The organism is Collinsella aerofaciens, assembly GCF_039752955.1.
GTDB lineage: Bacteria > Actinomycetota > Coriobacteriia > Coriobacteriales > Coriobacteriaceae > Collinsella > Collinsella aerofaciens_BI.
The window spans coordinates 1-25,391 of record NZ_JBDMHB010000022.1 but is presented as its reverse complement, the minus strand read 5'-3'; the positions used below and the strand labels follow the sequence as shown (position 1 = coordinate 25,391).

Genomic DNA, 25,391 nt, shown 5'->3' with positions numbered 1-25,391 from the left:
GGGTTTTGGAAAGACCGCCTGCATATGATTGGCCTGAACGGTTGACCACGAACAGCCGTTCGTTTATTATCGATGCAGGTTGTTAAGAGGAGGGCTATTCATGGCCAAGAATTCAGGTCCCGTACGTACCGTTCATGCTCGCACGACGGGTAAAGAGCGCGATGAGATGATCGCCACCACCAAGGCCGAGATCGAGAAGAAATTCGGCCAGGGTTCCATCATGAGGTACGGCGACGGTGGTCCCGAGCTCGAGGTCGAGGCCATTCCCACGGGCGCCCTGGCCCTCGATGCCGCGCTGGGTATCGGCGGCGTGCCGCGCGGCCGTATCGTCGAGATTTACGGTCCTGAGTCCTCCGGTAAGACGACGCTTTCGCTCGAGATTTTGGCAGAGGCCCAGGCAATGGGTGGCGTTGTGGCATTTATCGATGCCGAGCATGCGCTCGATCCCACGTATGCCGCGCGCATTGGCGTGGATATCGACGAGGTGCTCATTTCCCAGCCCGATACGGGCGAGCAGGCGCTCGAGATCGTTGACATGCTCGTGCGTTCCGGCGCCATCGATGCCATCGTCGTCGACTCTGTCGCCGCGCTGACCCCGCGTGCCGAGATCGAGGGAGAAATCGGCGACACTACGGTCGGTCTTCAGGCTCGCCTGATGAGCCAGGCGCTCCGTAAGCTCGCCGGCTCGCTTTCTAAGTCCAACACGACGTGCATCTTCATTAATCAGCTGCGTGAGAAGATCGGCGTCATGTTCGGCAACCCCGAGACTACGACGGGCGGCCGCGCCCTTAAGTTTTTCTCTTCGGTGCGTATTGACATTCGCCGTATCGACAGCATTAAGCTTAAGGACGAGGTTATCGGTAACCGCGTGCGCGCCAAGGTCGTTAAGAACAAGGTGGCAGCTCCGTTCCGTTCTGCTGAGTTCGACATCATGTACGGTACGGGCATCTCTAAGGAGGGCTCGATTCTGGACATGGCTGTCGAGTGCGGCATCTGCAAGAAGATGGGCTCCTGGTTTGCCTATGGCGAGGACAAGCTCGGCAACGGTCGCGAGGCCGCCAAGGCGTTCCTGCGCGAACACCCCGATTGCGCTGACGAGATTGAGCATAAGGTCCGCCTTGCCTGCGGACTTGAGTTTGATGACGATGCTCCGTCCGAGGTCGAGCTGACCGATCAGCCTGCGCCTGAGGAGTTTGACGAGCTTTACGCCATCGATGGTTCCGCCATGCTCGATGATGACGACGAGTAGCGGTTACGCTCATGTCGTATACGGTGACCGAGGCCACGGTCGTCTTTCCCGATAAGAAGGCGGCCTCCTCGTTCTCGAGCGGGTATGCCTCCAAAAAGCCTTGCGCACATATCGATTGTGAGCTTGAGGGCGGTTTTGAGCGGTCCATTTGGATTCCCGTGCGGGTCGCGCGGCTGTATGTCAAAAACCGCCCCGATCTTCCCTGTGATTGGGACAACTTCCGTGAGGCGGTGCAGCTCATTGAGCGTAAATGTGCACTTACCATGGTGACCGAGATGTTATCGCGCCGCGACCATGCGACGGGTGAGGTCCGTGACAAGCTGGCTCGCTACGGCTTTCACCAGCCTGCGATCGATTTCGCCGTCGAGCGCGCCACCGAGTATCGCTTTTTAGACGAGAGCCGCTTTTGCTCGTACTTTATCGAGGAGCGCAAGCGGCGCGGTTGGGGACAGCGCAAAATCGAGACCGAGCTCAAGCGCCGTCATGTCGTGCTCGATGACATTCCCGGTTATCCCGAGGATTATTTTGCCGTCGAAGACGATTTGACGCGTGCGTCAGCCCTGCTCGCCAAGCGTCGTGTTCCAGAGACGCGCGGATTCGAAAAACTGGTTCGGTTTTTGATGGGCAAGGGCTTCTCGTATCACATCGCCGCCGATGCCGTTAAGGCACGTCTCGATGCCGAACGCGAGGAATGTGCAGTTTAGGCGTATGCGCTTTGTTGCCCTGCCGTTCACCGCGTTTTAGCCGCCGTGCTGGGGCCATTTATTTGACAGTTGTTGTGGTTCAACGTACGATAAACACTGTCATTTGCTTTGTGATATGTGCTCATCTGTGATGAGTTTGTTTATATGTTTATCTGTATCCGACCCGCATAAGCTGCGCCCATATTACTCAAATGTCGCGAGCCGTTCGTAAGGACGGTTCGCTTTGTTGTGTAACGAATCCATAAAAAGGAGTGAGCATGCCTATCATCGCAGCGCTCGTTGGCATCGTTTTGGGTGCCATCGCCGCCATTGCCTACATGCGCACCGCCAAGCAGGGTAGTCTTCACGAGGCCGACGAAAAGATCCAGTCGGCACACGCACAGGCTGAGTCCCTGATCGGTGATGCTAAGCGTCAGGCCGAGACCTTCAAAAAAGAGGCTCTGCTTGAGGCTAAAGAGGAGATCATCAAGAACAAGCAGGCCGCCGAGGCCGAGGACAAGCAGCGTAAGAGCGAGATTCGTACGCTTGAGAACCGCGTGATGCAGCGCGAGGAGTCCCTTGATCGCCGAAACGACGCTCTCGACAAGCGTGAGCACCAGCTGTCCAGCCAGGCCGGTCAGGTCGAGAAGCGCTCCCGCGAGCTTGAGGAGCTCTGCACTAAGCAGACCTCCGAGCTCGAGCGTATTGCCGACCTTACCCGCGAGGACGCCCACAAGGAGCTCCTCGATAAGGTTCGCGGCGAGGTCACCCACGAGGCCGCCACGATCATTCGCGAGTCCGAGCAGCAGGTTCGCGCCGAGTGCCACAAGACCGCCCAGGAGATTCTGTCCCTGGCGATTCAGCGCTGCGCTGCCGACCACACAGCCGAGGTCACCGTTACCTCCGTGCACATTCCCTCTGATGACCTCAAGGGCCGTATCATCGGTCGCGAGGGTCGCAACATCCGGACCTTCGAGCAGGTTTCCGGTGTCAACCTCGTGATCGACGATACGCCCGAGACCGTCGTTCTTTCGAGCTTCGACCCGGTCCGTCGTGAGACCGCTCGTGTTGCCCTCGAGAACCTCATCGCCGACGGCCGCATTCACCCCGCTCGCATCGAGGAGATGTATCACAAGGCTGCCGACCTGGTTCAGCAGCGCGTGCGCGAGGCTGGCGAGCAGGCTGCCTTCGATACCGGCATTCACGACCTGCATCCCGAGATCGTCAAGACCCTTGGTGCCCTGCGCTACCGTACTTCGTTTGGTCAGAACGTGCTTCAGCACTCCCTCGAAGTCTCTGACCTGTGCGGCGTGATGGCTTCCGAGCTTGGCCTGGACGTTGTGACCGCCAAGCGCGCCGGCCTGCTGCACGACCTTGGCAAGGCAATCGACCACGACGTCGAGGGCCCGCATGCCGTCATCGGCGCCGAGCTTGCCCGCCGTTATGGTGAGAAGCCCGTTATCGTCCACGCTATCGAGGCTCACCATGCCGATGTCGACCCCAACACGGTGCTCGATGTCCTGGTACAGGCCGCCGATGCCGTCTCCGCCTCTCGCCCCGGTGCCCGTCGCGAGTCTGCCGAGAACTACATCAAGCGTCTTGAGAAGCTCGAGGAGATTGCCAACTCCCATGAAGGCGTCGAGCGTACCTATGCCATGCAGGCTGGTCGCGAGGTCCACGTCATGGTTCAGCCGGACAAGATCTCCGATGCCCAGTCCACGGTCCTGGCTCACGATATCGCCCATCAGATCGAGGAAGAGATGGAGTATCCCGGTCAGGTGCGCGTCGTCGTGATTCGCGAGAGCCGCGCTGTCGATATCGCTAAATAACATGAGCGACGCGAACGAGCTCATCTCATTTATCGCGTCGATGTCGGGGGAGGGCAACCTTCGCGTCGAGGAGAACCTTGGCGAGGGGTATGTCCGCCTCCGCGTTTCGGAGGCCGAGCGGCGCCAGGCAAAACACGACATTCAGCATGTCGAGGATATCGTCATCGAAATGCTCCGTAATGCTCGCGATGCCGGCGCCGACAAGGTCTATCTCGCCACGACCAAGGAAGATGGCGTCCGCACGCTTGTCTTTCTGGATAACGGTTCGGGCGTTCCGCAGGATATGCAAGAGCGAATCTTCGATGCCCGCGTTACCTCCAAGCTCGAGAGCATGAAGATGGACCGTTGGGGCGTTCACGGTCGTGGCATGGCATTGTTTTCGATCAAGCAGAACACCGACGAGGCCCGTGTGGTCACGTCCGGCGTCGATCTTGGTTCAGCCTTTAAGGTGAGCGTTGCAGCCGACCGCCTCAGTGAGCGTGCCGATCAGTCCAGCTGGCCCCAGGCCGTCAAGGATGAGGACGGACGATATGTCTGTGCTCGCGGCCCGCATAATATTATTCGCGCTGCCTGTGAGTTTGCGCTCGAGGAGCTGCGTGGTTGCGATGTCTATCTTGGTTCTCCGTCTGAGATTGCCGCGACCCTTTATGCTCAGGCGTCAAGTCGGCTCGATACGTCTCGTCTCCTGTTTATTGATGACGAGAGCGAGCTTCCGGTTGTCGATCGTTTAGGCCTTGCCTCTGATGCCGAGGACTTTATCCGTATCTGCTCGGGTTTGGGTCTTGGGATGTCCGAGCGCACGGCACATCGCATTTTGGCAGGGCAGATTAAGCCCGTTCGCGGTGTGACCGCGCGTCTGCTGCGCGAGCGTGATTCGTCCTCGCATGCGCCGGCTCCTGTCGATCTCGCGAAGGATCGTCGCGGGCTACGTATTGCCAAGGATGACATGGCACAGTTTTCGCGTGCTGTGGAGCGGGACTTCAATGACCTTGCCGCCAGGTACTATCTCAACCTTTGCGGCGACCCAAAGATTCGTGTTTCGCGTGATCGAATCACTGTGACCTTCGATCTTGCCAAAGAGGAATAGTGCCTTTACCGAGTCCTCTCGGTACGATACAGTTATTGCAGTTAAAACGTACTTTTAAACGCAGGAGTTTCTTCATGGATTGCCTGAAGGTATCAAGCAAATCATCGCCCGCGTCCGTTGCCGGCGCCATCGCCGGCATGGTCAAGGATGGTGTACCCGTCAACATCCAGTGTGTCGGCGCCGGTGCTGTCAACCAGGCCATTAAGGCCGTTGCCATCGCGCGCGGTTTTTTGATCCCAACCGGTTTTGATATTTCCTGCGCGCCCGTGTTCTCCGACATTCTCATTAACGGGGAGTCGCGCACGGCCATCCGCCTTTCTATCTACGTTCACCAGATCAATCGAGCTGCTATGGATAACGTCGTCATGGATGATGTTAAGCCTGTGGCATAGCTTCTGCTAGCCTCGTTTCGCTCCCCAACGTTAGGACTTATGCACATGGATCAGCGTTCCGTACGCGATATTCTTGCCGGTAAAACCTACTTTATCCGCACCTTTGGCTGCCAGATGAATCAGCACGACTCTGAGCGCGTGAGCGGTCTGCTCGATTCGTATGGTTGCCTCATGGCGCTCGATCTTGAGCATGCCGATATCGTTGTCTTCATGACATGCTGCGTGCGCGAGGCCGCCGATACTCGCCTGTACGGTCAGTGCAATTCCTGCAAAAGCCTGCCGCCTTCGCCTTCGGGCAAGCGTGTGGTTGCCGTGGGCGGCTGCATCGCGCAGCGTGATGGCGAGGGACTGCTCACCAACGTCGATAACGTCAATGTCATCTTTGGCACGCATTCTATCGCACATGTGGCCGAGCTCATTGCCGAGGCGTTCCTTGACGGCAAGCGTCATATCCGCACCAATGAGCATGAGGATACGGATGCCATGAGCATGCCGTGGCATCGAGAGACCCAGTATCACGCTTGGGTGCCCATCATGACGGGCTGCAATAATTTCTGCACCTATTGCATCGTGCCGTACGTGCGCGGTCGCGAAAAGAGCCGCCCCTTCGAGGAGATTGTCGACGAGGTGACCGGTTTGGTGCGCCAGGGCGTGCGCGAGATTACGCTGCTGGGCCAAAACGTTAACTCATATGGTCGCGATCTGTTTGGCAAGCCGCGTTTTGCCGATCTGCTGCGTGCCGTGGGCGATACGGGTGTGGAGCGCATCTTCTTTACGTCTTCGCATCCCAAGGACCTGTTGCCCGAGACCATCGACGCCATGGCCGAGACGCCTGCCGTTATGCCGCAGCTGCACTTGGCCGTCCAGTCAGGTTCGACGCGGATCCTCAAAGAGATGAATCGCCGTTATACACGTGAGGACTATTTGGGCCTGGTCGATCGCATTCGCAACCGTATGCCCGATATCGCGCTCTCGACCGATATTATCGTTGGCTTCCCGGGCGAGACTGAAGAGGACTTTGAGCAGACGCTCTCACTTGCCGAGACGGTCCGCTATGCCCAGGCCTATACCTTCATCTACTCCAAGCGCGCTGGTACCCCGGCCGCCGAGATTGATGATCCCACACCGCACGAGGTCATCCTTGAGCGCTTTAACCGTCTGGTCAAGGTTATCGAGACGACAGCGCACGAGTACAACCAGGGTGAGCTCCATACCGTGGTGCCGGCGCTCATTGAGGGTACGAGTAAAAAGAACGATGCGGTGCTGCTGGGCAAGAGCCCCAAGAATCAGACCGTTCATGCGCCCATTCCCGAGGGATATAGCATCGACCAGCTTGTCGGTAAGATCGTTGATGTTGACGTCGACGTTGCTAAGACGTGGTATTTGTCAGGCTCCGTTGTGGGTGAGCCGCGCTAATGATTTCTCCCGGGGCAGGTCTTTCCGCCGTTGCGATCGTCGGTCCGACGGCGGTTGGTAAAAGTGACGTCGCTGACCGTTTGGCCGCTCGCCTTTCGTCTGAAGTGCTGTCGTGCGATGCGATGCAAATCTATCACGGCATGGACATCGGTACCGCAAAGATGGCGCCCGATGAGTGTACGGTGCCGCTGCGTCTCGTCGACATTGTAGAGCCGGGTGTGGCATATTCTGCTGCGCTTTATCAGGCTGACGCTCGCGCGCATGTTGAACGTCTCCTTGGTTCGGGTTGCCTGCCGGTTTTTTGCGGAGGTACGGGGCTGTATCTCAAGGCCGCCCTCGATGAGATGGACTTTCCCTCGGGTGAACTTGAGGACGATCGTCGTATGGGCTATCAGGAGCTTGCCGAGCGTATTGGCGAGGAAGAGCTGCATGCCCTGCTTGCCGAGCGCGACCCAGAATCGGCTGCTGTTATTCATCCCCATAATGTGCGCCGTGTGATTCGTGCGCTCGAGATGCATGATGATGGTATTTCCTATGCACAGCAAAAAAGTCAGTTTAGTGTTCCGCGCGAGCATTATCATGCTCTATGGTTTGGTCTGACGCGTAATCGCGAGGTGCTCTACGAGCGCATTAACCTGCGCGTCGATCTGATGTTTGAGCAGGGTCTTGTCGATGAGGTTCGCGGTCTTATGGACCAGGGGCTGGGAGATGCCCTGACTTCGATGCAGGCAATTGGCTATAAAGAGATCATTGATGCTTTCAATGGCGTGATTTCTATGGATGAGGCTCGCGAACTCATCAAGATGCGTTCGCGTCGCTATGCCAAACGTCAGCTTTCGTGGTTTAAGCGCGATGACCGTATCGTGTGGTTTGATATGGACGAGTTTACGATCGATGAGGTCGTTGAGGACATCCTGCATCGTATTGAGGCTGCCTAATGGCCCGTTTCCCCCTTGTTCCCACGGCACCCGAGCCCGAGCGTGCCATATTAGTTGGTGTTGAGTGGCGCGACAATGCATGGCCGCTCGATCGCTCGCTTGATGAGCTGGAGCGTCTTACCCACACGGCTGGTGCCCAGTGCGTGGCACGCTTGTCACAGCGTTTGGTAAAGCCGTATCCTAAATCGTTTATCGGTTCCGGTAAGGTTGAAGAGCTGTGCGGCCTGGTGCATCGCATGGATGCCGATGTCGTTATTTTTGACGACGACCTGACGCCCTCGCAGCAATCCTATTTGGAGAAAGCCGTGGGCGAGCCGGTAAAGATTATCGATCGTACGGCACTGATCTTGGATATTTTTGGCCTGCATGCTCAGACGCGTGAGGGACGCCTACAGGTACAGCTGGCACAGCTTCAATATCTGTTGCCTCGTCTGCGTGGCATGTGGAGCCATCTCGCCAAGGAACAGACGCGCGGCGGCATCGGCTCACGCTTTGGTCAGGGCGAAAGTCAGCTCGAGGTCGACCGTCGCCTCATTCGTAATAAGATCGCTGCGCTTCGTCGTGAGCTCAAGCAGGTTGAACAGCGTCGCGATGTTCAATCCAAGAGCCGCATTGAGTCACCGGCGTTTCGCGTCGCGTTAGCCGGTTATACCAATGCGGGTAAATCGTCGTTGCTCAATCGTCTGACCGGATCTACGGTGCTTTCGCAGGACAAGCTGTTTGCTACGCTCGACCCGACGACGCGTTCGTATCGCCTGCCCGGCGGTCGTGGCATGACGATTACCGATACTGTTGGCTTTATTCAAAAGCTACCGCATGGTCTCGTTGATGCCTTTAAGTCCACGCTGTCTGAGGTTCTTGGTGCCGATCTGATCCTTAAAGTTGTGGATGCCTCTGACGAGGACTACGAGCGCCAGCTCGAGGCAGTCGATCGCGTTCTTGACGAGATCGGTGCCGGCGAGCGTTTGACGCTTACGGTGTTCAATAAAATCGATCTTCTCGATAGCGTTGATCGATTGAGTTTCCGTCGTCGCTATCCCGAGGCCGTGCTGTTCTCGGCCCAGACGGGCGAGGGACTCGACGATCTCGTCGACCGTATTGCTCGCGAGGCGGCTGCCACCGATGTGTTGCTCTCCGCTGAAATCCCGTATCGCGAGGGCGCCCTCATCACGCTGGTGCATGAACAGGGAACCCTTTTGCACGAGGAATATCTTGAGGGCGGCGTTCGTATTGTTGCGAAGCTGCCGGCTCGTATCGCGCCGCGGCTCAAGCGTTATCGCACCGAGTAGACGAGCTCCAAAAAGCCCAGAATAATGGGCTGATGCAGTAGATAAAAGGGGAGTGCGTGACGTCCAAGGCTGGCGAGCTCCGGGATGGGATTGGCGTAGGCCCAGCTAGGGACGGTCTTATCGATTCCCTTCGCTATGTGTGCGGCGAAGTATCCTGCAAGATACATAAAGAAAAACGGGATGATGGGGTAGTAATCACCTGAGACAAACCCAGGGCTCGGAAATCCCAGCCACGCCAGGTAGGGGACAGGGTAGATCGTTTTGGGGATGCTCCAGGTGAGGGCAAACAACAAAAGGCATAGGGACATGCCCCATCTCGCCGATATCTTCTTAAGGACGGGATCGGTCAACGCCACGATGCCGGTACATGCGGCCATGCAGTAGATGATGCCAAAATTAACAGAATCGTCAACTGAGACAAGTGTTGTTGCCAACCAGACGACGAGTGCTGCTAAGGCGTATTTGGCGGCACGTTTGATATTGTTGCGCGAAAGGGTGCACATCCAACCCGCGATAAACAAAAATACCCAGCTGATGCTGGCGCGCCAGATGTCTTGAAAGACAGTCTGGGTAAACCAGGGCATATCCCAGTCGTACAGGTAGGCAAGATCGTAGCAAGCGTGAAAACCTGCCATTGAAATCATCGTAAGCCCGCGGACGGTATCAAAGATGGTGATGCGTTTTTGCATTACGAGAACCGGCGCATCAAGCCGACGACTTTGCCCAAGATAACGGGATTCGTTGCATAGATAGGCTCCATGGTGTCATTCTCAGGCTGCAGGCGTACGCGTCCCTGCTCCTTGTAGAACGTCTTGACGGTCGCTGAACCATCAATCATAGCCACGACAATTTCGCCGTTCATGGCACTCTTTTGTTCACGGACGATGATGTAATCGCCATTGAAGATACCGACATTGATCATTGAGCTCCCATGCACCTCAAGGATAAAGGAACCCTGATCAGTGGCGATTTCGGTCGGGATAGTAAATGTGTCTTCGATATTCTGCTCGGCCAGAATGGGAATCCCAGCCGCGACGCGACCAACGAGCGGTAGTGAGACCGTTCCGCGAGGTGCGGTGGTCTCGTCAGATTTAGAAATTGAGACAGAGGAACCGTCCTCGTTAAAGAGTTCCAGAGCGCGCGGTTTGGTGGCATCGCGCTTGAGTAGCCCGCGCGCCTCCAGGGCAGATAGATGGGCGTGCACGGTGCTGGGGGAGGAAAGGCCCACGGCAGAAGCCATCTCGCGCACGCTGGGCGGATAACCCTTCTCCTGCTGATATTCCTTGATGAAGTCGTAAATTTGCTGCTGACGCTTGGTAATTTTGCGAGCCATCAGGGCATCCTCTCTACCCATGTCAAACAAATGTTCGAATTTTGCTTGACAGGAACAACTGTTCGAAGATAATAATAACCGAACATTCGTTCTCGCGCTAGACATTTTTGTCCGCGCGGCTTGATAAAACTGTTCTCAGCAAAACACGCGAGAGGAGAACATGATGAACGCAACGAATATGGTCCAGGGAAACCTCGCCCTTAAGCTCGAGACGTCTGCAGAATACACTTTTACGGTTGTTCAGGGTGGCTGCTCCGGCTTTCAGCCTTTGACCGTAAAGCCTGCTCGCAATCAGCAGGCTGTAGCCGCGCCGGGCCGCGTTGCCCTGAAGGTTCCGACGATTGTCGCCGTTGCCGTTGCGCTTACGCTCTTCTTTGTCCTCGCTACGTCGGTCTTTAGCGCTCGTCACGCCGCGTATGCCGAGTCCGTTTCCAACGTTACCTATGAGACCATTCGCGTTCAGTCTGGTGATTCTCTTTGGTCGCTTGCCGAGGAATATCCAATCGAAGGCCTTTCCACGCAAGAGACTTCCGACATGATCCGTAACGTCAATCATCTGGAGCATGGTTCGCTCGCCGCCGGTGCGCATCTTAAGGTTCCTGCTCGTTCGTAATCATTATCGCGCTGCGCATGGTACCCTTGTTATCGTTTAAGAGGAGGTACCATGCGCTGTCCCAAATGCGGCAAGGCACATACCCGCGTCGTTGATTCCCGTATGCAGGAGTCAAATAACACCATTAAGCGTCGCCGCGAATGTTGCTCGTGTAACTATCGCTTTACAACGTTCGAACGATGCGAAGACCCAATCGAGGTCATTAAGTCGGACGGAACCAAGCAGCGGTTCGATCGCAATAAGCTGCTCGTCGGCTTGATGCGCGCCACTATCAAGCGCGATATCGACACTAAGAAGCTCAATGAGATTATCGATGACATCGAGGTCGAGCTGCGCTCTCGCACGCTGACGGCCGTTACGTCCCATGAGTTGGGTGACATGGTACTCAAGCGCTTGGCCAAGATCGACAAGGTGGCGTACATCCGCTTTGCCTCGGTCTACCGCGATTTCAAAGACGTCGATGAGTTTCTGCAAGAGCTCGACAAGCTAAGGTGATTCCATGTCCAACATTACCGTCAACATAAAGCGTCTCGACCCCACCGTCGAGCTTCCCAAATACGCCCATCCCACCGATGCCGGCTTGGATTTGCGCTCCAACGAGGACTGCATTCTGAAGCCCTTCGAACGCCGTCTGGTCTCTACTGGGCTGGCCATCGCCCTGCCCGATGGCTACGCCGGCTTCGTCCAGCCCCGAAGCGGTTTGGCCATCAAGCAGGGCCTGTCTATAGTCAATACGCCGGGCCTCATCGACGCCCACTACCGAGGAGAACTCAAGGTTATCCTCATCAACCTGGATCCCTCCAACAACATCCAAATCAACAAAGGCGACCGCATAGCCCAACTCGTCATCCAAGAAGTCCCCACGGTCAACCTCATAGAAGTAGAAGAACTAGACGAAACCGACCGAGGCAACGGAGGCTTCGGCTCCAGCGGCGTCGCCTAGGGGCGCTCGTATCCCTCCCGCCCGGGGCTTACCTATATCATTCCATGCTCAAACATTCTCGCGTCGCTTCGCTCGCTGCGAAACTGCGCGTGGAACGATATAGGTAAGCCCCGGGCGGGCGGCTACTCGCTTGAAACAATATTTACTTTTCTAGTAAGCCGATGCGACAAAGGGGCTGTCCCTTTGTCGCATCGGCTTACTGTATTTATATTTTCCTGTTTTACCTTTGCAGGTTCTAATGGAGGGGATACCGAAGTAGCTGCTAGTAAGTAAACGCAGCCGCTCTGCCGGAGCCGCCCTTATATCGTTCCACGCGCAGTTTCGCAGCGAAGCGAGAATGTTTGAGCATGGAATGATATAAGGGCGGCTCCGGCAGAGCGGCGGACATTCGACTAGCGGATATGCGCGGGCTTTCCTCCCCAGTAGAAGCGGCAGAAGGCTCGTTTACGTTTTTGGGGCTTACCTGCAAGCTCCATGGTGGCGATGGCGATGTCCTCGGCTGCGTGTGGACGGCGCAGGACTTCGCCATTGATGAGCAGTGCCTTGAGCGACTCCGGATGATCGTGGAGATGGCGCAACGTCACGATGAGTTCTCGTGCGGTGGTGACATGCATGCTGGCGCCCATGCCGGTGAGCATCGTGGTGTTTGCCTTTTCCTGGCCATAGGACTTGCCCAGCAGGATCATCGGCAGATGCGCGCACAGGCACTCGGTGACGGTGAGTCCGCCCGATTTGAGAATTGCCAGGTCGCAGCCGTGCATGAGGGCCGCCATGTCGTCCACGTAGTCTAGAACCGTGACGTTTTCGAGCTTCATGGCGTCGAAGAGCGTCTTGAGTCGGGTGGCGTATTCTTTATCCTTGCCCGGTAAAAAGACAAAGTGCATGTCCTCAAAGCTGCGTAAGAAGGGGAGCGTGTGGTCCATCGCGGCGCGGAAACGCACGTATGGTTGGGGTAAACTGGCACCGGCCATCACCAATACGACGGTTTTGTCTATGGGGAGATTGAACTTGCTGAGCTCATCTTCGCGTTTGTAATCTGAATCGAAACCGGCTCGGATGGGGATGCCCGTTATGCGGATCTTTGACTCGGGAACCTTGCGCGGGCGCAGCGTTTCGGCCATAAACTCGTTGGCTACACAGAATAGGTCGGTGTCCTTGTGGGGCCAAAAGCCTTCGACTTCGTAATCGGTCGGCACACAGATGACCGGGTAATCGATACCCGTAATTACGCGGGCGCCCACGGCAACATTGGCTGCTGTGATGTGCGTTGCGACCACGGCTATAGGCCTGCGGCGACGAATATATTCGTTGAAGGCGGGGAACATAATACGCGACCATGCCGTGCCGCCACCCCAGAGAAGATGTCCCGTAAGCGTATATCGCCAGGTCAGGTCGTAAATGGGGCGTGTGGCTCCCGTAAAAGAAGCCGCGGTCTTATTGCCGTCGAATTTAATACGTCCAAAATCAAGGATATCGAGCACTTCAATTTCAATATCCTCAGGGATTCCCTTGGTGCCGCGGATAAGTTCAAATGCTTGTGCAATCGCGTTGGCGGCGGCTTTGTGGCCCGATCCAACCGATGCGTGCACAATGGTTACTAGGGGTTTTTGTGCAGGTGAAACGGTCATTTGCTCCGGTTGGGGAGTGGCTTGCATGGGCAGGGGAGCGCTATTGCTCATCTGCGTTTGATCCATCGATAACTCCCCTTCAGCTTTGTTACGCGATTTATCATTGTAGTGCATGAGTGTCATGTTCACGTAAATTTGGGTATGAGCGCAAAGAAAGCCAATCTTTCGACAGGAGGTCTCTTCATGACTACCCATCAGCCGATCGATGTTGCGATTATCGGTGGCGGCCCTGCGGGCTATGCTGCGGCCATTTATGCGGCGCGCTCCAACCTAACGACGACCGTGATTGAACAGGGCATGTCGGGAGGGCAGATCGCCACGACCAATGAAGTCGAGAACTATCCGGGCATTCCGCTCTTGAGTGGCGCCGAACTCGGTGAGCGTTTTCAGCAGCATGCAGAGGGCCTGGGAGCACAGGTTACATGGAGCATGGTTACGGGTATCGATTACGATGCCGATGCAGCGCTGTTTACGGTGCATCACGATTTGGGCGATACGTCGGCCTCGAGCGTTATCGCTTGCATGGGTGCCACGCCGCGATCTGCTGGTTTTGTTGGCGAGGATGCGTATCGCGGTCGCGGCGTTTCGTATTGCGCGACGTGCGACGGCATGTTCTTTCGCGGCAAGCAGGTTTTTGTCATCGGCGGCGGCAATGCTGCCTGCGAGGAAGCTCTGTTCTTGTCAGAAATCGCCAGCAGCGTGACCATCGTTTTGCGCCGCGATCAGTTCCGTGCCCCCGATGGTGTGGTTCAAAAAGTTCTTGCAAAAGATAATATTTCAGTTAGGTACCAAACTAGTATTGTCGAGCTCTCGGGCGAAGCCATGCCAACGACGATTACCTTTAAGGACAATGCATCCGGGGAAACTCACACCGAGTCATTTGTCCCTGGCTCGTTTGGTATCTTTGTCTTTACCGGAACGCAGCCCCATTCCGAGCTCGTTGAGCATCTAGTCGATCTGGCGCCGGACGGCGGTATTGTTACTGATGATTCCATGGCGACCCGCACGCCAGGTCTATTTGCCGCTGGCGACATCCGTTCCAAGCGTTTACGCCAGGTTGTGACTGCCGTTTCTGATGGAGCCATAGCGGCAACGAGCGTATACGCGTTTCTCCGTGGATAAGTACGATAATATATCTTATGTAAGGTTGCTATCTTTAAAACAAAGTGGTTGGACGGTGCATCAATGTGCTGTCCAACCACTTTTACTTGCCGGCTATATGGTATGCAAAACTAGATAACCTAGAATACAATATAGCTAATGAACGGAGGATCCTTATGAACCACGCCAAACGCGTTATCCCGATGTCCGATACATCGGTCAGCATTAAGCCTGAGGATATTCAGCCCACTGTGCTGCCCGATGCATTTATTCAGTCCGATATCGTGCGCAAACTTAATACGTTGAGTCTGCCGCGCTATAACCAGTTGCCCAATGTGACGCTCTACCGCGACCAGGTTATTGAGTATGTTGCGCTGTGGATGGAGCCGCTGTCCATTTGCGTTGAGCAGCCTGTCATTACGCCATCGATGATCAATAACTACGTGAAGGTCGGCCTGGTGCCTGCTCCGGTCAAAAAGCAATATGGCCGCGAGCAGATTGCCCGCCTGATCGCTATCTGCATCTTTAAGCAGGTGCTACCTATTGCTGCGGTGCAGGCACTCTTTAACATTCAGCGTTTGAGCTACGATGCCCCGACGGCCTTTGATTATGTGGTCGATCAGCTCGAGGCATCGATTCGTTCGGCGTTTTCCGTCGAGCAGACGCCGGTTCCCGATACGGCGCATCAGGTAACGCGTGAGTCGCTGCTTGTGCGCAGCGCGGTTTCATCCTTTGTTTCGAAGGCTTACTTGATGAGCTATCTCAAGTTCAACGGGTTTAATAGCTAGCCGACGTATAAAACGGGCGGGACAAAGAGCCATCTGTCGCTTTGTCCCGCCCGTTTTTTTGCTTGGTTGGACTTTATTTGCCCGAAGCTACGCCCATGCCGTAGCCGATGATCAGGCCGTGCATCTCGGCGTAATAGGAATCCAGGCCGTTGCAGGGCATGATGATGGTCTTGGAGCAGGGCCAATGTTCGACTATGCGATCAGTAAGCGCCTGGGCTCCAGCTTCGTTCTCAACGTGATCGATGATGACCTCACCGCCCGTAAAGCCCTCGGCTTCCATAGTGTCGATGATCTTGTTGAGCATCTTCTTTTCGCCACGCGTGTGCCCGACGAGTTCGATTTTACCGGCCTCACTCGCCGTGCCCAAAATGCGGATATTGAGCTTGTTGGCAATGACGCCGGCTGCCTTAGGGATACGTCCGGCTTTGGCGAGGTTTTCGTAATTGCACAAACTGAAGAGGATTTTGCTGTTCTGTTCAAGGCTATCGAAGTATGCGCAAGCATCCTCGAATGAGACATTCGGATTGCTTGCAAGATAGCGGTCGAACAGCAAGAAAATGAGGTCCATTTTGCCGCCAGCTGCGCGTGAATTGACTAGATGAATCTGTCGGTCGGGCTCCTCGGCAAGAACCATATCGCGAGCCGTGGCTGCCGCGTTGTAGCTGCCCGACACGCCCTCAGAGATCGGCATGCAGATGGTCTTGTCTGCCAATTTGAAGAGCTCGGCCCACTCCCCCACGCTGGGACAAGCGCTCGAAGAGGCGTTCGTCTCCGCCTGAACAGCGCAGTTGAGCTCATGAACATCGAGCGAAAGGTCATCGACGAATTCACGCTCCCCCACTCGAATTTTGAGGGGAGCAAATGCAAAGGTGGTATGGGGTGCGATCGGTTGCCAATCGCGGAGGTTGCAGCTTGAATCGGAGATAAGTGCCCAGCTCATAGAGGGTCCTTTCTAATCGTTCCCATTCAATTATAGCCATCTTGCAGACCGATTGGGCCGCTATCTAGTATTCAAAACTAGATAGCGGACTGCACTAAAGGCAAAAGAATGGACCCCATGACTCAAAGCCACGAGGTCCATATCCGTTTGCTTTATCTGAATACTTAGTAGCGCACGAAAATGTAGTTGTTGTTCATGCCGGCGGCAACGGAGCTGATGATAACACCCGTGTTGTAGTCGGAAGCATGAATCATCTGACCACCACCGATGTAAATGCCGGTGTGGTACGAGTTGACCACAACGTCACCGGGCTGCGGATCGGACACACGCGTCCAGCCCATAAAGGTGCCCGTGGTGCCCAGGCGGCAATAGCGACCAGTGAGGCAATAGCTAACAAAACCAGAGCAGTCGAAACTGTTCGGGCCAATTCCGCCCCAGGAATAGGCGCAACCAAGCTTGCTGTATGCACGCGAGACAACAGAACCGCCATCGACGGACTGGCTCGGAGCAGAAGGCGTCGGAGCCGGGGCAGGCGTGGAGGGCTGCGGTGTCGGAGCAGGTGCCGGCGTAGGAGCCGGAGTGTTGCCGCCCTGGTTGTTGTTATTGCTGGTCTGGCCACCGTTGTTGGTGTTCTCGGTCGCACCGGCAGTCTCGTTGCTCACCGTGGCCTTCTCGGCGGTACTGGCGTTGATGCCGGCCTGCAGCGCGGCGTTGGCCTCGGCCTCAGCGGCAAGCTCAGCCTGCAGCTGTGAATCCAGAGAGTTTACGACGTTCTGTGCTTCAGCCTGCTGGGCGTTAAGCTCGTCGACCTTCTTTTGCGTGGTGGCGACGTTCTTTTCCTGCTCGGCCTGCTTATCGGTGAGCTGCTGTTTGAGCTCCTTGACCTCTTGAATGGTCTGAGCCTGCTTATCGGAAACTTTGCCGTAGTAGAACAGACGGTTGAGCATATCGCTCAGGTCATCGACGCCCGTCAGAACCTGAAGCAGGCTCAGACCGCCGGTTTTGTACTCGCCGGCGACATAGGTCGAGAGCTTGGCCTGACCATCGGCGATCTCCTGCTGCTTTTGCGTGATCTCGCCAGCAGTCTGATCGAGCGCCTGCGTCTGCGTGGCGAGCTCATCGTAAATCTGCTGAGTTTGGGTACCGATCTGCTCGAGCTTCGTACGAGCAGCGGCAAGGTCGGATGCGGTATCGGCGTAGGCAGGAGCCGCGAGGCCCAAGCCCAAAACACAAGCGAGGGTTGCCGTAGCAGCGCAGCGTGCCATGTTTTTGTGCGTGTTTGCTGTGCGCATGTAGCTTCCTTTCCAGTAACTAAGGGTAACGGCTAGTCCACCGTCACCAGGCTAAAGAGCTCCACATCGTCATTAGACGGTGTGAGCTTCTCGCGCGGGTTGAGAAACGCAAGCTCAAGGATACAACCGTAACCGACAAGCTTTGCGCCCATATCTCGCACCAGTTTACCTGTTGCCTCGACGGTTCCGCCCGTCGCGACCAAGTCGTCCAGAATCAACACGGTATCTTTAGAGCTGATAGCGTCGGCATGGATCTCAATTGAATCGGTGCCGTACTCGAGCTCGTAGCTCTGACTTACGGTCTCGCGCGGTAGCTTGCCAGGTTTACGTGCGGGAACAAAGCCGGCGCCAAGGGCTACAGCCACCGGTACGCCAACCATAAAGCCGCGAGCCTCGGGACCCACGACCTTGGTGATTCCCATGCCGGCAAAGTGCTCGGCGAGGGCATCGGTCATGGCTTTGAGCGCCTCGGGATTGCCAAAGAGCGGCGTGATGTCTTTAAAGATGACTCCGGGCTCGGGATAGTCGGGGATGTCGACGATTTGAGATTCGAAGTCGTACATTGCATGACCTTTCAATGGGTTGCCGGATAAGCGGCAGCTGTTATTTGCCCGCGGTGGCGGTGCCGGATTGCGAAGGGGTGACGACCTTGAGCGGCTTTACGAGGGAATCCTCGTGCGAAGCCGGCGCGCCTATCTCTTCGTTTTTGGCCTTGGTTGACTCGGAGCGAGTGATTTCCTCATCGAGTGCATCGATGTCGGCGTCCTCGACCACGGCGTTGAGCGACTCAAAAACGCGGTTCTTGAGCAGCGCGGTGTGCACGCCCTCCGTCAGGTCGTGAAGCTTCTTAAACGCACGCTCGAGCTTGGCGTCGCGCTCGTCATCGGAGGTGTCCATGCCGAGCATGCTCACGAGCACCTGCTCAAACATCGAGGACTCGCGGTTGGCGGAAGACACGTACTGACGCAGGTTGCGCGGCTCGATATGGAAGCGTGACAGCTCGGAGCAGTAGCGGATGATCGGGAAATCGCGACCATCGACGAGCTCACGATTTTGCGGACTCTTGATGATGCGAATGAGGTCGTTCTCGGCGAGCGAGCGGATAAACGAAATCTCGACGCCCAGCATATCGGGAATGGTCTCGATAGGATGCAGCTTTTGCTTAGTCTCCTTGGGCTCCGTCTTGAGCGGAACATCGGACAGCAAGCCCACCTCGTAAGCGAGCGTTGACAGGTCCGTGGCGTTTTCCAAGCGCTGCTTAATCACGTTGAGTGGCATATAGCGGGTCTTCTGCAGGTGCAGAATGACCTCCAGGCGATCAACGTCCTCCTTGGAGTACTGACGGTATCCCTTAGGCGTACGATGAGGGGTAATGAGCCCCTCATCCTCTAGAAATCTAATTTTTGAGTTCGAAAGATCGGGGTATGCGCCTCGAAGTAGGTTGACGACTTGGCCGATACTCAGATAGTTGCGTTCGGCCATGCCCTACTCACCGGTTTCGATGCGCTCCGGCGTGCTCTCGTGGTAGATGAGCGTAAACGTACCGATCTGGACGGAAGAACCGTCGTGCAGCGGGGCTGCATTGACGATGGCACCGTCGACCCAGGTGCCATTGAGCGAGCCCAAGTCCTCGATGCGAGCGCCGAGGCCCTCGCGAATAATGCGCGCGTGGCTGCGCGAAACGGTCATGTCATTGAGGAAGATGCCGTTCGCGGGATCGCGGCCAATGGTGGTCACGTCATCCTCGAGCTCAAAAGCGGCACCAGTCTGCGGACCCTTGACGATGGACAGAACGGGGGCGGTGATGCGCACGTTGGCCATGAGGTCGGGAACGGTGACGTCGCTTGAAGGCACGCGGAATACGCAGGTAGCGTCAGCAGTCTTATCATTCTGAGGCATATTGTTAACCATGTTGTCCATGACAACCCCTAACTTATCGCGGACGTGCCGCAAATAATGAACCGTACGTAATCATACCCCAACGAATCAGTCTTCGATTTCAGGGTTCAGAAAGTCGATGTCCTCGTCCTCGGGATGCGTGAGAGCCTGTTTAATGGCCACTCCGCCCTTAATGGAGTAGATGACAGCGGTGAGCATGGAGAAGATCACGCCGCCGTACACAAAGAAGATGCCGAGGGGCATCGAGCTTCCGTTGAGGCCCGGGAAGGCCGTAAGGGCTGAAGGTAAAAGATGCAGGCCGTCAATAACGGGGAACCCGAGCAGCATGAGCGAGAAGCCGGTCATGAGCAGCGCTGTGGCAATCTTTCCGGGGAAGACAACATCGATGGGGCGACGGTGATAATGGCGCACGATAAGCGTGCCGATGCCCAGATAGATGTCGCGGCCAATAATGAGCACGCAGACCCAGATGGGCAGCTCTCCGCGGACCACCAGCCCCAAGACGCCGGTGAACAGCAGCGCACGGTCGCAAATGGGATCCATGACCTTGCCGAGCCATGAGACCGTCTTAGTCATGCGAGCGATCTGACCGTCCATCCAGTCGGTGGAGGCGGCAACGGCGTAGATAACGATGGCGATGACGCGGTTGTTGTCCGTCACAAACAGGTACAGAAATACCAGGGTGAGGATCAGGCGCGTAAAGGTGATGAAATTGGAGATCGTAAAGATCTTATTCGACGGGTAATCGGAAGTGCCGATAAGCTCCTTTTTGATCTTCTTTTTGATGCCCACAGGACTCCCCCGCTGGTTAACGACAAAACTTTCGATACTATACCCGTTCCGGCGATGTCTATCCAGCGTAAGCATAGAGAGTCCAGACATGTGGAGGGCGCTTTTAGGCGGCGGGGATTTCGCATTCGTGTACATCAGCCTCCAAACATGTCGAAAAATGTCGATTTTGGTGGCTGATGTACACGTTTTGATTCGGTGATTACATCGAGCGGGAACGTTGTTGCTTTAAGCAAAATAATCATGGTGATTAAAACAAAAAAGGTCAGGCACTAGGTGCCTGACCTGCAAACTTCTGGTCGGGACGACTGGATTCGAACCAGCGACCCCTTGACCCCCAGCGAGGTCAGAATGACCCTGACCTGTGCTTATTTTGTTAAAACACGCGCAGATAGCGCAAGTAGCGCATTTCCGCATTTGCATATTTTACCAGCTCAGCGCGGTCTGTCCAGATAGCATATTTTCGGCTTCGAGGAGCGCGGTGCAGCCGATGATTTAATCAACGGGGGTAGGAGCCCCGAATCGTCGCCTCTCCGGGTTCCCGCAGGTGGGCCCGCCTGTTTCTAATCAACTGCGGATTTAGGAGCAGACATGCAGAACGAGAAATGCAGCAATAAAACCTTACGCGTATGCGGAGCCGGCGGCGTGAGGAAGAACAAGGGCAAATGGCAGGCTGTCGTGACGGTGGCCGACGAGATGACCGGGAAGAAGGTCCAGAGGACCAGGAACACCCGCGTGCCCTGCCTGAAGCAGAGCGCGCGGGGAAAGGCGGCGGCGATGCGCGTCCTCGCGGAATTCAGGTCGGAGGTCGAGCTGGAACTCGTCGAGGCCGAGGAGGCGAGGGCCGCTATCGGCGCCGGGCTTCCCGCCGAACAGCGGGATGACTACGCCGCGCTGCCGCTTTCCGAGGCGCTCGAGAAGTTCATCGACTTCTGCCTGGAGATGAACAGGATCACCCCGACGACCCGCGACGACTACCACTACAGCGCCCTGCACATCGAGCGAGACGAGCTGGGTCTGGTCCCCGTGAACGAGGTGACGACCGACGACGTCAACGCGTGGTCGAGGCGCAGGATCGCCCTGGGCACGGCGCCGGACACGCTCAACAAGTCATTCAAGCTCGGCAAGCGGCTCTACGCCGTCCTGCTGAAGCGCAGCAACGACACGATCGGGAGGAACCCGTTCGACGGCGCCCTCGCGCCCAGGGTCATTGCCAGGCCCAGAAACGCGCTGCGCTCCGACCTCGTGCCGAAGCTCAACTCGGTGACCTCGATGATGCCGGACTCGACCTTCAGGCGGGCGGTCGTGCTCGCCCTGCACACCGGGATGCGCATCGGCGAGGTCTGCGGCCTGCGCCGGTGTGACGTCGACTTCGAGTCGGGGCTCATCACGGTCAGGCACTCGGTGGCCTACGTCAAGGACAGGGGCTCCTTCATCAAGGACACCAAGAACCACGACTTGAGGACGATCCCCGTCGACCCGGTGGGCCTGCTCCCCTTCCTGAAAGAGATCCACGAGATCGATTCGCAGAGGCTCCGGGAGGCATCGGCCCTCGGCCTGCGCGACCTCGCGGACAGCTACGTCGTGTCGCGGCCGGACGGCTCCTTCGCCACCACCAGTTACATCCGCAGGGCGTTCAAGACGTTCTCGGAGACCAACGGCCTCATGGGCACCAACGACGAGCTGATCACGTTCCACGGCCTGCGCCACACCTTCGCGAAGCAGTGGATCCGCCACGGCGGCGACATCAAGGCGCTGCAGTCGATCTTCGGGCACAAGGACGCCATGGTCACGCTCAACGTCTACGCCGACATCGAGCCGATGTCCAAGATCCAGAACATGCTGCGCGTGTTGCCGAGCCTGTGGCGAGGCTACCTCGGCCTGAGGGTGGACCCCGGCCCCATGTTCCAGCAGAAGATCCGCGAGGCGATCGAGACGCTCGAGGCGTTCGGCTACGGCATCTCCGAGCCTGACGACCGCAACGTCCTCATCCGCGACGTTCAGACGATAAGCCGCCTCTACCCCACCGAGTACGCGGCAGTGCTGGGGGCCATCCCGACCGAGGCGACCGTGGTCGAGTAGAGGCTGAGACATGCGCTTTCCCAAATCCGTAGCGCAAGTACGGGAATGTGGAATAGCGTTCAGATATATTCTACCCGGTCATCTCGGTGACGCAAATGCGGCACGGGTTTCCGCGAACGCGGATGCCCGTGCCTATCTTTTTATGATTGTGAATACGCCTGCGCGAATGTAGATGAAGCCCCGCGGTTCAGGCCGGGGATTTTCAGCCGCGCCGCCCGATTTCGAATAAAGGCCTGCAAATGCAGACGGCTTTCGGGGGGCCCGACGGCACCTCTCTCAAAAATGGGAGTATGGCCCGAGGCCGCACCTGTGCCCCAGCTCCGCCACGAGGGCATCGTTGTCGGTCACCGAGACGATGGCGTCGCCGTCGTAGGGCGCCTCGATGTAGACGCGGTCGAGCGAGTTGGCCGTCCCCGCCCAGAGCGTCCTGGTGCGCCGGACGCTCCGCACGTGGGCGTAGGGTATCACCGAACGCGTCCCAGCGTACACGACGACGAGGCGGTCGCCGTAGAGCTCGAGGCGGTTGCTGCGGACGGGAAGGGCGGCCAGGGCCACGAGGGCCGGGACGGGCAGCAGCGCGAGCCAGCCCCATAGGAGCGCGGGACTCGAGCTCAGGAAACACGCGATACACGCCGCGGATAAACCGCCCGCCACAATCACCATGGCCGCTATGAACCACGGGTCTGTCCTGCCGGGGAACACCCGCTCCGGCCGCTCGTCCTTCTCACCCATTACGGCCTCCCTCCCGACGCCCTCCCTGGCGGAGCGTGGGGCCGGAGAGTGCCTTGAACCCGTCGCCGACCATCTCGCCCCCCGTTCCGTGGGCCTTCTGTAGTGGTGTGTACCCCCGACTGTTCGACGGATGTCGTACGATTAAAAGTTTGTCTAACCTTTTAAGACGGGTGCAGCAAGATCGAGCAGATTGTCCGTGCGAGAGGCTTCCCGCCGCAGCGCCCGGTCTCGGGTTCGATGCATCGACATCCGTCTCAGGTGGTATCTCCGCTGCGCGGCATTGCAGGGTGCAAAGCCGCGCAGCGGAGATACCACGGAGTACGCCGAGGCTTTGCTCGCGTGGGCTGAAACATATTCCCAATCCGGGAATGCATATATATAAGTGCGATCGTTTTGCCGTAGATGGGAAACCCGTCGGCCGGGCGGGACCGGAGAGCCGGGCGGGACCGGAGGGCCGGGCGGCGAATGCGAAAGGCCGGATGCAGCCGATGCCCTGAATGAGGTCCCAACACATGGGAGGGGCAGGTGAATCCATCTCTTTGGCCGCTCCCGAGGGCATGGATTTCCCAGCCCTCGCCCCCGAGGACATCTTGCAGACGATTCGCAGGTCTCCGAGCGGTAGGTACCTGATGGAGCAGAGGGCCGCGCTGGCGTAGTTGCCGCACTTCGACGATATGGACGATGACGAGCTCGGCCAATTCGCCGCCCAAGTCAGGCCGTGATTTTATAGAATTCAGGGAGGACCGCTGTCACGTTCGCCGTTTAAGAAGGTGCCGCTTTGAAATATCTCGTCGAGGATTTCGATGATCCGGCAGATCCCGTCCAAGACTACGCCGAGGCCAAGCAAATCGTCCGAAAAGTACTCGGCTCCCACCCATCGGTGAGACAAGCTGCCACATGGCCATGGAAGCCTCATTTATTTGCGAAGAACATCGGCTAGCCGCAGGATTGAAATCATCGACCGATAAGTGAGTTCCACCTTTTCGCCCGCAAGCAGTCGTTTCGAGCCAATCTCATCTAGCCCCACAAGCCGAGAAAACAGCGGGCCGCTCATCGTGCCCTCGTCAATTGACTCCCTTATGGTCTTCAAAACGTCCGTATCATGAAGCGATGCCGAGCTGTAGGGGGCAACACGAGCGGAACTCTCAATTAACGACGAGACAAAAGGATGGAGATGCTTTGGACATAGTCCATCAAACACCACATCCCCATTGTCATCCGAGCCGACCAGGCGCCAAGTATAATGATCGACCCAGTCATCTCCGTCATATATGGCGTCCATGAGCAACTTCCCGTCTAGAGAGAGAAACCTATTTGGACATCGGGGCGCAAGACCGCAATCCATATCGGGCCTGCAGCAGCTCCAACCCAACGCACCACATAGTTTCCCTTTCGTACATGTGTATCAATCTCCCCGAAATGCCGGAGAATGCAATTCCAGACCCGTTTGTCGGATAGCAATCGACGTATTTTTGTTTTCCGCTCACAACCTTGTATAGATATATCGTTCCAGCAAAAGAGAAGGTATCGTGACTATTTTAGATCTATATGGCCAATTCGAGCCCTCACCATGGCAATTGTGGCAGCTGGGTTTCTTTTCATTAAAATTTCACTTTGTTAAATCCCTGCCCCTAAGCATTAAACCCGAAGTCCACCGAGTGGGCGAAAGTAAAAGAGGGTCGAATCCGAAGCAGTTCCCAGACAATTGGCGTCCGGCCAGACACTTCGGTTTGGCCCTTTCTTTCCAGGACTCTATAACAGCAAAGCACCTGCTAGATGGGCTTTTTGTGGGTGGGTAATTGTAACAGCTGATTGAACTGCAACGCGCTGGGGCCAATAGGGCGAGGCAAACTGGCGAGGTGTGTCGTCGCGAGTGCAATCGCCACGGTCGACGACGCGGTCGTCCAGCTGCCGCGGCACGGCGCCACCGCTGTGTGTCTGGCCCTCGGCGCGACAGAAGGAGACACTGTTGTGGCCGATGGGCTAAGACCGTTGCCGACCAAGTGCCGTTAGCGGCCATTGGCACATGTCAGCCAGACTGATTCTGTGGGTATAGGGTGGCATTTCACTAAGGTCGGAAACTCCCGCAACCATTGATTGATTTCGACATGTCCGAAATTCATATTACGTATATGGGTAACAATCATTTATAGGATCCCTCAAGTAACCTTAGTAACCGAACCGGGGCAGAAGGGCCTACAAACAAGCCGCGACTAACAGCTTCTTCCGCATTTCTTTAGGCAAGCGAAAAGAGGGATGGCATGACGGCCAAGAGCTACGTAAAGATCGTTATTGTTGGCTTTGTACTTTGTCTTGCAATGGTGCTATGTGCATCATTTGCGAGGTATAGGTCCGAGCAGTCGTTCAT

At 56.7% G+C, this 25,391-nt stretch carries 26 protein-coding genes; 15 read left to right on the top strand and 11 right to left on the bottom strand.

Annotated features, from left to right (window positions below; all coding sequences use genetic code 11):
• Nucleotides 1-100 precede the first annotated feature (100 nt).
• From recA to hflX, 8 genes are all read left to right on the top strand, one after another.
• On the top strand, nt 101-1,249 hold the full coding sequence (gene recA, locus ABHR75_RS06305) for a recombinase RecA (protein WP_022094695.1): 1,149 nt from the start codon (nt 101-103) through the stop codon (nt 1,247-1,249).
• 11 nt (nt 1,250-1,260) lie between these two features.
• Complete coding sequence (locus ABHR75_RS06300) at nt 1,261-1,953, top strand: regulatory protein RecX (protein ID WP_082437769.1); 693 nt, start codon at nt 1,261-1,263, stop codon at nt 1,951-1,953.
• Nucleotides 1,954-2,210: 257 nt separating this feature from the next.
• Nucleotides 2,211-3,761 carry a ribonuclease Y gene (gene rny, locus ABHR75_RS06295; RefSeq protein WP_346963898.1) on the top strand — a complete coding sequence of 517 codons (1,551 nt, stop codon included), beginning with the start codon at nt 2,211-2,213 and terminating at the stop codon, nt 3,759-3,761.
• Between the two features lies 1 nt (nt 3,762).
• Nucleotides 3,763-4,848 (top strand): ATP-binding protein, encoded by a 1,086-nt coding sequence (locus ABHR75_RS06290; RefSeq protein WP_035138498.1) that lies wholly within the window; start codon nt 3,763-3,765, stop codon nt 4,846-4,848.
• 74 nt (nt 4,849-4,922) lie between these two features.
• Nucleotides 4,923-5,240, top strand: coding sequence for a stage V sporulation protein S (locus tag ABHR75_RS06285; RefSeq protein WP_006235982.1), 318 nt, complete (start codon nt 4,923-4,925; stop codon nt 5,238-5,240).
• Between the two features lie 45 nt (nt 5,241-5,285).
• Nucleotides 5,286-6,656 (top strand): tRNA (N6-isopentenyl adenosine(37)-C2)-methylthiotransferase MiaB, encoded by a 1,371-nt coding sequence (miaB, locus tag ABHR75_RS06280; protein WP_161115796.1) that lies wholly within the window; start codon nt 5,286-5,288, stop codon nt 6,654-6,656.
• On the top strand, nt 6,656-7,594 hold the full coding sequence (gene miaA, locus ABHR75_RS06275; protein ID WP_346963897.1) for a tRNA (adenosine(37)-N6)-dimethylallyltransferase MiaA: 939 nt from the start codon (nt 6,656-6,658) through the stop codon (nt 7,592-7,594). Before miaB ends, miaA begins: the two co-directional genes overlap by 1 nt.
• On the top strand, nt 7,594-8,883 hold the full coding sequence (gene hflX, locus ABHR75_RS06270) for a GTPase HflX (protein WP_138112625.1): 1,290 nt from the start codon (nt 7,594-7,596) through the stop codon (nt 8,881-8,883). The genes miaA and hflX overlap by 1 nt, the downstream gene beginning before the upstream one ends.
• Here the strand turns inward: hflX and ABHR75_RS06265 are convergent.
• Together ABHR75_RS06265 and lexA are read right to left on the bottom strand one after the other, a co-directional pair.
• A complete protein-coding gene (locus ABHR75_RS06265; protein ID WP_138112623.1) occupies nt 8,868-9,572 on the bottom strand; it encodes a heparan-alpha-glucosaminide N-acetyltransferase in 705 nt (234 codons plus the stop codon). The two genes, hflX and ABHR75_RS06265, sit on opposite strands and share 16 nt — an antisense overlap.
• Complete coding sequence (gene lexA, locus ABHR75_RS06260; RefSeq protein ID WP_138374200.1) at nt 9,572-10,216, bottom strand: transcriptional repressor LexA; 645 nt, start codon at nt 10,214-10,216, stop codon at nt 9,572-9,574. The genes ABHR75_RS06265 and lexA overlap by 1 nt, the downstream gene beginning before the upstream one ends.
• Before the next feature lie 163 nt (nt 10,217-10,379).
• On the opposite strand from lexA, the gene ABHR75_RS06255 reads away from it, so the two are divergent.
• From ABHR75_RS06255 to dut, 3 genes are read left to right on the top strand one after another with little or no spacing between them, the layout of a single operon-like run.
• On the top strand, nt 10,380-10,829 hold the full coding sequence (locus ABHR75_RS06255; protein ID WP_161144708.1) for a LysM peptidoglycan-binding domain-containing protein: 450 nt from the start codon (nt 10,380-10,382) through the stop codon (nt 10,827-10,829).
• Between the two features lie 51 nt (nt 10,830-10,880).
• Nucleotides 10,881-11,324: a transcriptional regulator NrdR gene (gene nrdR, locus ABHR75_RS06250; protein WP_022093781.1), complete on the top strand. Its 444-nt coding sequence runs from the start codon at nt 10,881-10,883 to the stop codon at nt 11,322-11,324.
• A gap of 4 nt (nt 11,325-11,328) precedes the next feature.
• Nucleotides 11,329-11,772 (top strand): dUTP diphosphatase, encoded by a 444-nt coding sequence (dut, locus tag ABHR75_RS06245; protein WP_138112619.1) that lies wholly within the window; start codon nt 11,329-11,331, stop codon nt 11,770-11,772.
• A 392-nt stretch (nt 11,773-12,164) separates the two neighbouring features.
• On the opposite strand, the gene ABHR75_RS06240 is transcribed toward dut, so the two are convergent.
• Nucleotides 12,165-13,514, bottom strand: coding sequence for an MGDG synthase family glycosyltransferase (locus ABHR75_RS06240; RefSeq protein ID WP_229025869.1), 1,350 nt, complete (start codon nt 13,512-13,514; stop codon nt 12,165-12,167).
• 69 nt (nt 13,515-13,583) lie between these two features.
• Between ABHR75_RS06240 and ABHR75_RS06235 the strand changes: the two genes are divergently transcribed.
• Both ABHR75_RS06235 and ABHR75_RS06230 read left to right on the top strand, forming a co-directional pair.
• A complete protein-coding gene (locus ABHR75_RS06235) occupies nt 13,584-14,522 on the top strand; it encodes an NAD(P)/FAD-dependent oxidoreductase (protein ID WP_138112617.1) in 939 nt (312 codons plus the stop codon).
• Nucleotides 14,523-14,677: 155 nt separating this feature from the next.
• On the top strand, nt 14,678-15,289 hold the full coding sequence (locus ABHR75_RS06230; protein ID WP_171021459.1) for a DUF1836 domain-containing protein: 612 nt from the start codon (nt 14,678-14,680) through the stop codon (nt 15,287-15,289).
• A 73-nt stretch (nt 15,290-15,362) separates the two neighbouring features.
• On the opposite strand, the gene ABHR75_RS06225 is transcribed toward ABHR75_RS06230, so the two are convergent.
• The 6 genes from ABHR75_RS06225 to ABHR75_RS06200 form a co-directional block, all read right to left on the bottom strand.
• Nucleotides 15,363-16,229 (bottom strand): DegV family protein, encoded by an 867-nt coding sequence (locus ABHR75_RS06225; protein ID WP_138112615.1) that lies wholly within the window; start codon nt 16,227-16,229, stop codon nt 15,363-15,365.
• 164 nt (nt 16,230-16,393) lie between these two features.
• Nucleotides 16,394-17,521 (bottom strand): coiled-coil domain-containing protein, encoded by a 1,128-nt coding sequence (locus tag ABHR75_RS06220; RefSeq protein WP_138374201.1) that lies wholly within the window; start codon nt 17,519-17,521, stop codon nt 16,394-16,396.
• A 32-nt stretch (nt 17,522-17,553) separates the two neighbouring features.
• The gene (locus ABHR75_RS06215; protein WP_118227237.1) at nt 17,554-18,084 is read right to left on the bottom strand and encodes an adenine phosphoribosyltransferase; all 531 of its coding nucleotides are present in this window, start codon (nt 18,082-18,084) and stop codon (nt 17,554-17,556) included.
• Between the two features lie 40 nt (nt 18,085-18,124).
• On the bottom strand, nt 18,125-19,003 hold the full coding sequence (gene ftsR, locus ABHR75_RS06210; RefSeq protein WP_138112611.1) for a transcriptional regulator FtsR: 879 nt from the start codon (nt 19,001-19,003) through the stop codon (nt 18,125-18,127).
• A 3-nt stretch (nt 19,004-19,006) separates the two neighbouring features.
• Complete coding sequence (locus ABHR75_RS06205; RefSeq protein ID WP_006236002.1) at nt 19,007-19,441, bottom strand: FHA domain-containing protein; 435 nt, start codon at nt 19,439-19,441, stop codon at nt 19,007-19,009.
• Between the two features lie 66 nt (nt 19,442-19,507).
• Nucleotides 19,508-20,212: a CDP-alcohol phosphatidyltransferase family protein gene (locus tag ABHR75_RS06200; protein ID WP_346963896.1), complete on the bottom strand. Its 705-nt coding sequence runs from the start codon at nt 20,210-20,212 to the stop codon at nt 19,508-19,510.
• A gap of 588 nt (nt 20,213-20,800) precedes the next feature.
• Here ABHR75_RS06200 and ABHR75_RS06195 point away from each other — a divergent pair.
• The gene (locus ABHR75_RS06195) at nt 20,801-22,291 is read left to right on the top strand and encodes a tyrosine-type recombinase/integrase (protein ID WP_346963895.1); all 1,491 of its coding nucleotides are present in this window, start codon (nt 20,801-20,803) and stop codon (nt 22,289-22,291) included.
• A 276-nt stretch (nt 22,292-22,567) separates the two neighbouring features.
• Here the strand turns inward: ABHR75_RS06195 and ABHR75_RS06190 are convergent, their stop codons facing one another.
• On the bottom strand, nt 22,568-23,023 hold the full coding sequence (locus ABHR75_RS06190; protein ID WP_138374233.1) for a PH domain-containing protein: 456 nt from the start codon (nt 23,021-23,023) through the stop codon (nt 22,568-22,570).
• A 512-nt stretch (nt 23,024-23,535) separates the two neighbouring features.
• Between ABHR75_RS06190 and ABHR75_RS06185 the strand changes: the two genes are divergently transcribed.
• Nucleotides 23,536-23,679 carry a hypothetical protein gene (locus tag ABHR75_RS06185; RefSeq protein ID WP_161145545.1) on the top strand — a complete coding sequence of 48 codons (144 nt, stop codon included), beginning with the start codon at nt 23,536-23,538 and terminating at the stop codon, nt 23,677-23,679.
• Nucleotides 23,680-23,939: 260 nt separating this feature from the next.
• Here the strand turns inward: ABHR75_RS06185 and ABHR75_RS06180 are convergent, their stop codons facing one another.
• Complete coding sequence (locus tag ABHR75_RS06180; protein ID WP_138374234.1) at nt 23,940-24,305, bottom strand: hypothetical protein; 366 nt, start codon at nt 24,303-24,305, stop codon at nt 23,940-23,942.
• Nucleotides 24,306-25,391: the final 1,086 nt, after the last annotated feature.

Coding starts and splice junctions, on each gene's coding strand:
- recA (WP_022094695.1), top strand. CDS start 101: ATGGCCAAGAATTCAGGTCCCGTACGTACCGTTCATGCTCGCACGACG.
- ABHR75_RS06300 (WP_082437769.1), top strand. CDS start 1,261: ATGTCGTATACGGTGACCGAGGCCACGGTCGTCTTTCCCGATAAGAAG.
- rny (WP_346963898.1), top strand. CDS start 2,211: ATGCCTATCATCGCAGCGCTCGTTGGCATCGTTTTGGGTGCCATCGCC.
- ABHR75_RS06290 (WP_035138498.1), top strand. CDS start 3,763: ATGAGCGACGCGAACGAGCTCATCTCATTTATCGCGTCGATGTCGGGG.
- ABHR75_RS06285 (WP_006235982.1), top strand. CDS start 4,923: ATGGATTGCCTGAAGGTATCAAGCAAATCATCGCCCGCGTCCGTTGCC.
- miaB (WP_161115796.1), top strand. CDS start 5,286: ATGGATCAGCGTTCCGTACGCGATATTCTTGCCGGTAAAACCTACTTT.
- miaA (WP_346963897.1), top strand. CDS start 6,656: ATGATTTCTCCCGGGGCAGGTCTTTCCGCCGTTGCGATCGTCGGTCCG.
- hflX (WP_138112625.1), top strand. CDS start 7,594: ATGGCCCGTTTCCCCCTTGTTCCCACGGCACCCGAGCCCGAGCGTGCC.
- ABHR75_RS06265 (WP_138112623.1), bottom strand. CDS start 9,572: ATGCAAAAACGCATCACCATCTTTGATACCGTCCGCGGGCTTACGATG.
- lexA (WP_138374200.1), bottom strand. CDS start 10,216: ATGGCTCGCAAAATTACCAAGCGTCAGCAGCAAATTTACGACTTCATC.
- ABHR75_RS06255 (WP_161144708.1), top strand. CDS start 10,380: ATGAACGCAACGAATATGGTCCAGGGAAACCTCGCCCTTAAGCTCGAG.
- nrdR (WP_022093781.1), top strand. CDS start 10,881: ATGCGCTGTCCCAAATGCGGCAAGGCACATACCCGCGTCGTTGATTCC.
- dut (WP_138112619.1), top strand. CDS start 11,329: ATGTCCAACATTACCGTCAACATAAAGCGTCTCGACCCCACCGTCGAG.
- ABHR75_RS06240 (WP_229025869.1), bottom strand. CDS start 13,514: ATGCACTACAATGATAAATCGCGTAACAAAGCTGAAGGGGAGTTATCG.
- ABHR75_RS06235 (WP_138112617.1), top strand. CDS start 13,584: ATGACTACCCATCAGCCGATCGATGTTGCGATTATCGGTGGCGGCCCT.
- ABHR75_RS06230 (WP_171021459.1), top strand. CDS start 14,678: ATGAACCACGCCAAACGCGTTATCCCGATGTCCGATACATCGGTCAGC.
- ABHR75_RS06225 (WP_138112615.1), bottom strand. CDS start 16,229: ATGAGCTGGGCACTTATCTCCGATTCAAGCTGCAACCTCCGCGATTGG.
- ABHR75_RS06220 (WP_138374201.1), bottom strand. CDS start 17,521: ATGCGCACAGCAAACACGCACAAAAACATGGCACGCTGCGCTGCTACG.
- ABHR75_RS06215 (WP_118227237.1), bottom strand. CDS start 18,084: ATGTACGACTTCGAATCTCAAATCGTCGACATCCCCGACTATCCCGAG.
- ftsR (WP_138112611.1), bottom strand. CDS start 19,003: ATGGCCGAACGCAACTATCTGAGTATCGGCCAAGTCGTCAACCTACTT.
- ABHR75_RS06205 (WP_006236002.1), bottom strand. CDS start 19,441: ATGGACAACATGGTTAACAATATGCCTCAGAATGATAAGACTGCTGAC.
- ABHR75_RS06195 (WP_346963895.1), top strand. CDS start 20,801: ATGCAGAACGAGAAATGCAGCAATAAAACCTTACGCGTATGCGGAGCC.
- ABHR75_RS06190 (WP_138374233.1), bottom strand. CDS start 23,023: ATGGGTGAGAAGGACGAGCGGCCGGAGCGGGTGTTCCCCGGCAGGACA.
- ABHR75_RS06185 (WP_161145545.1), top strand. CDS start 23,536: ATGGGAGGGGCAGGTGAATCCATCTCTTTGGCCGCTCCCGAGGGCATG.
- ABHR75_RS06180 (WP_138374234.1), bottom strand. CDS start 24,305: ATGGACGCCATATATGACGGAGATGACTGGGTCGATCATTATACTTGG.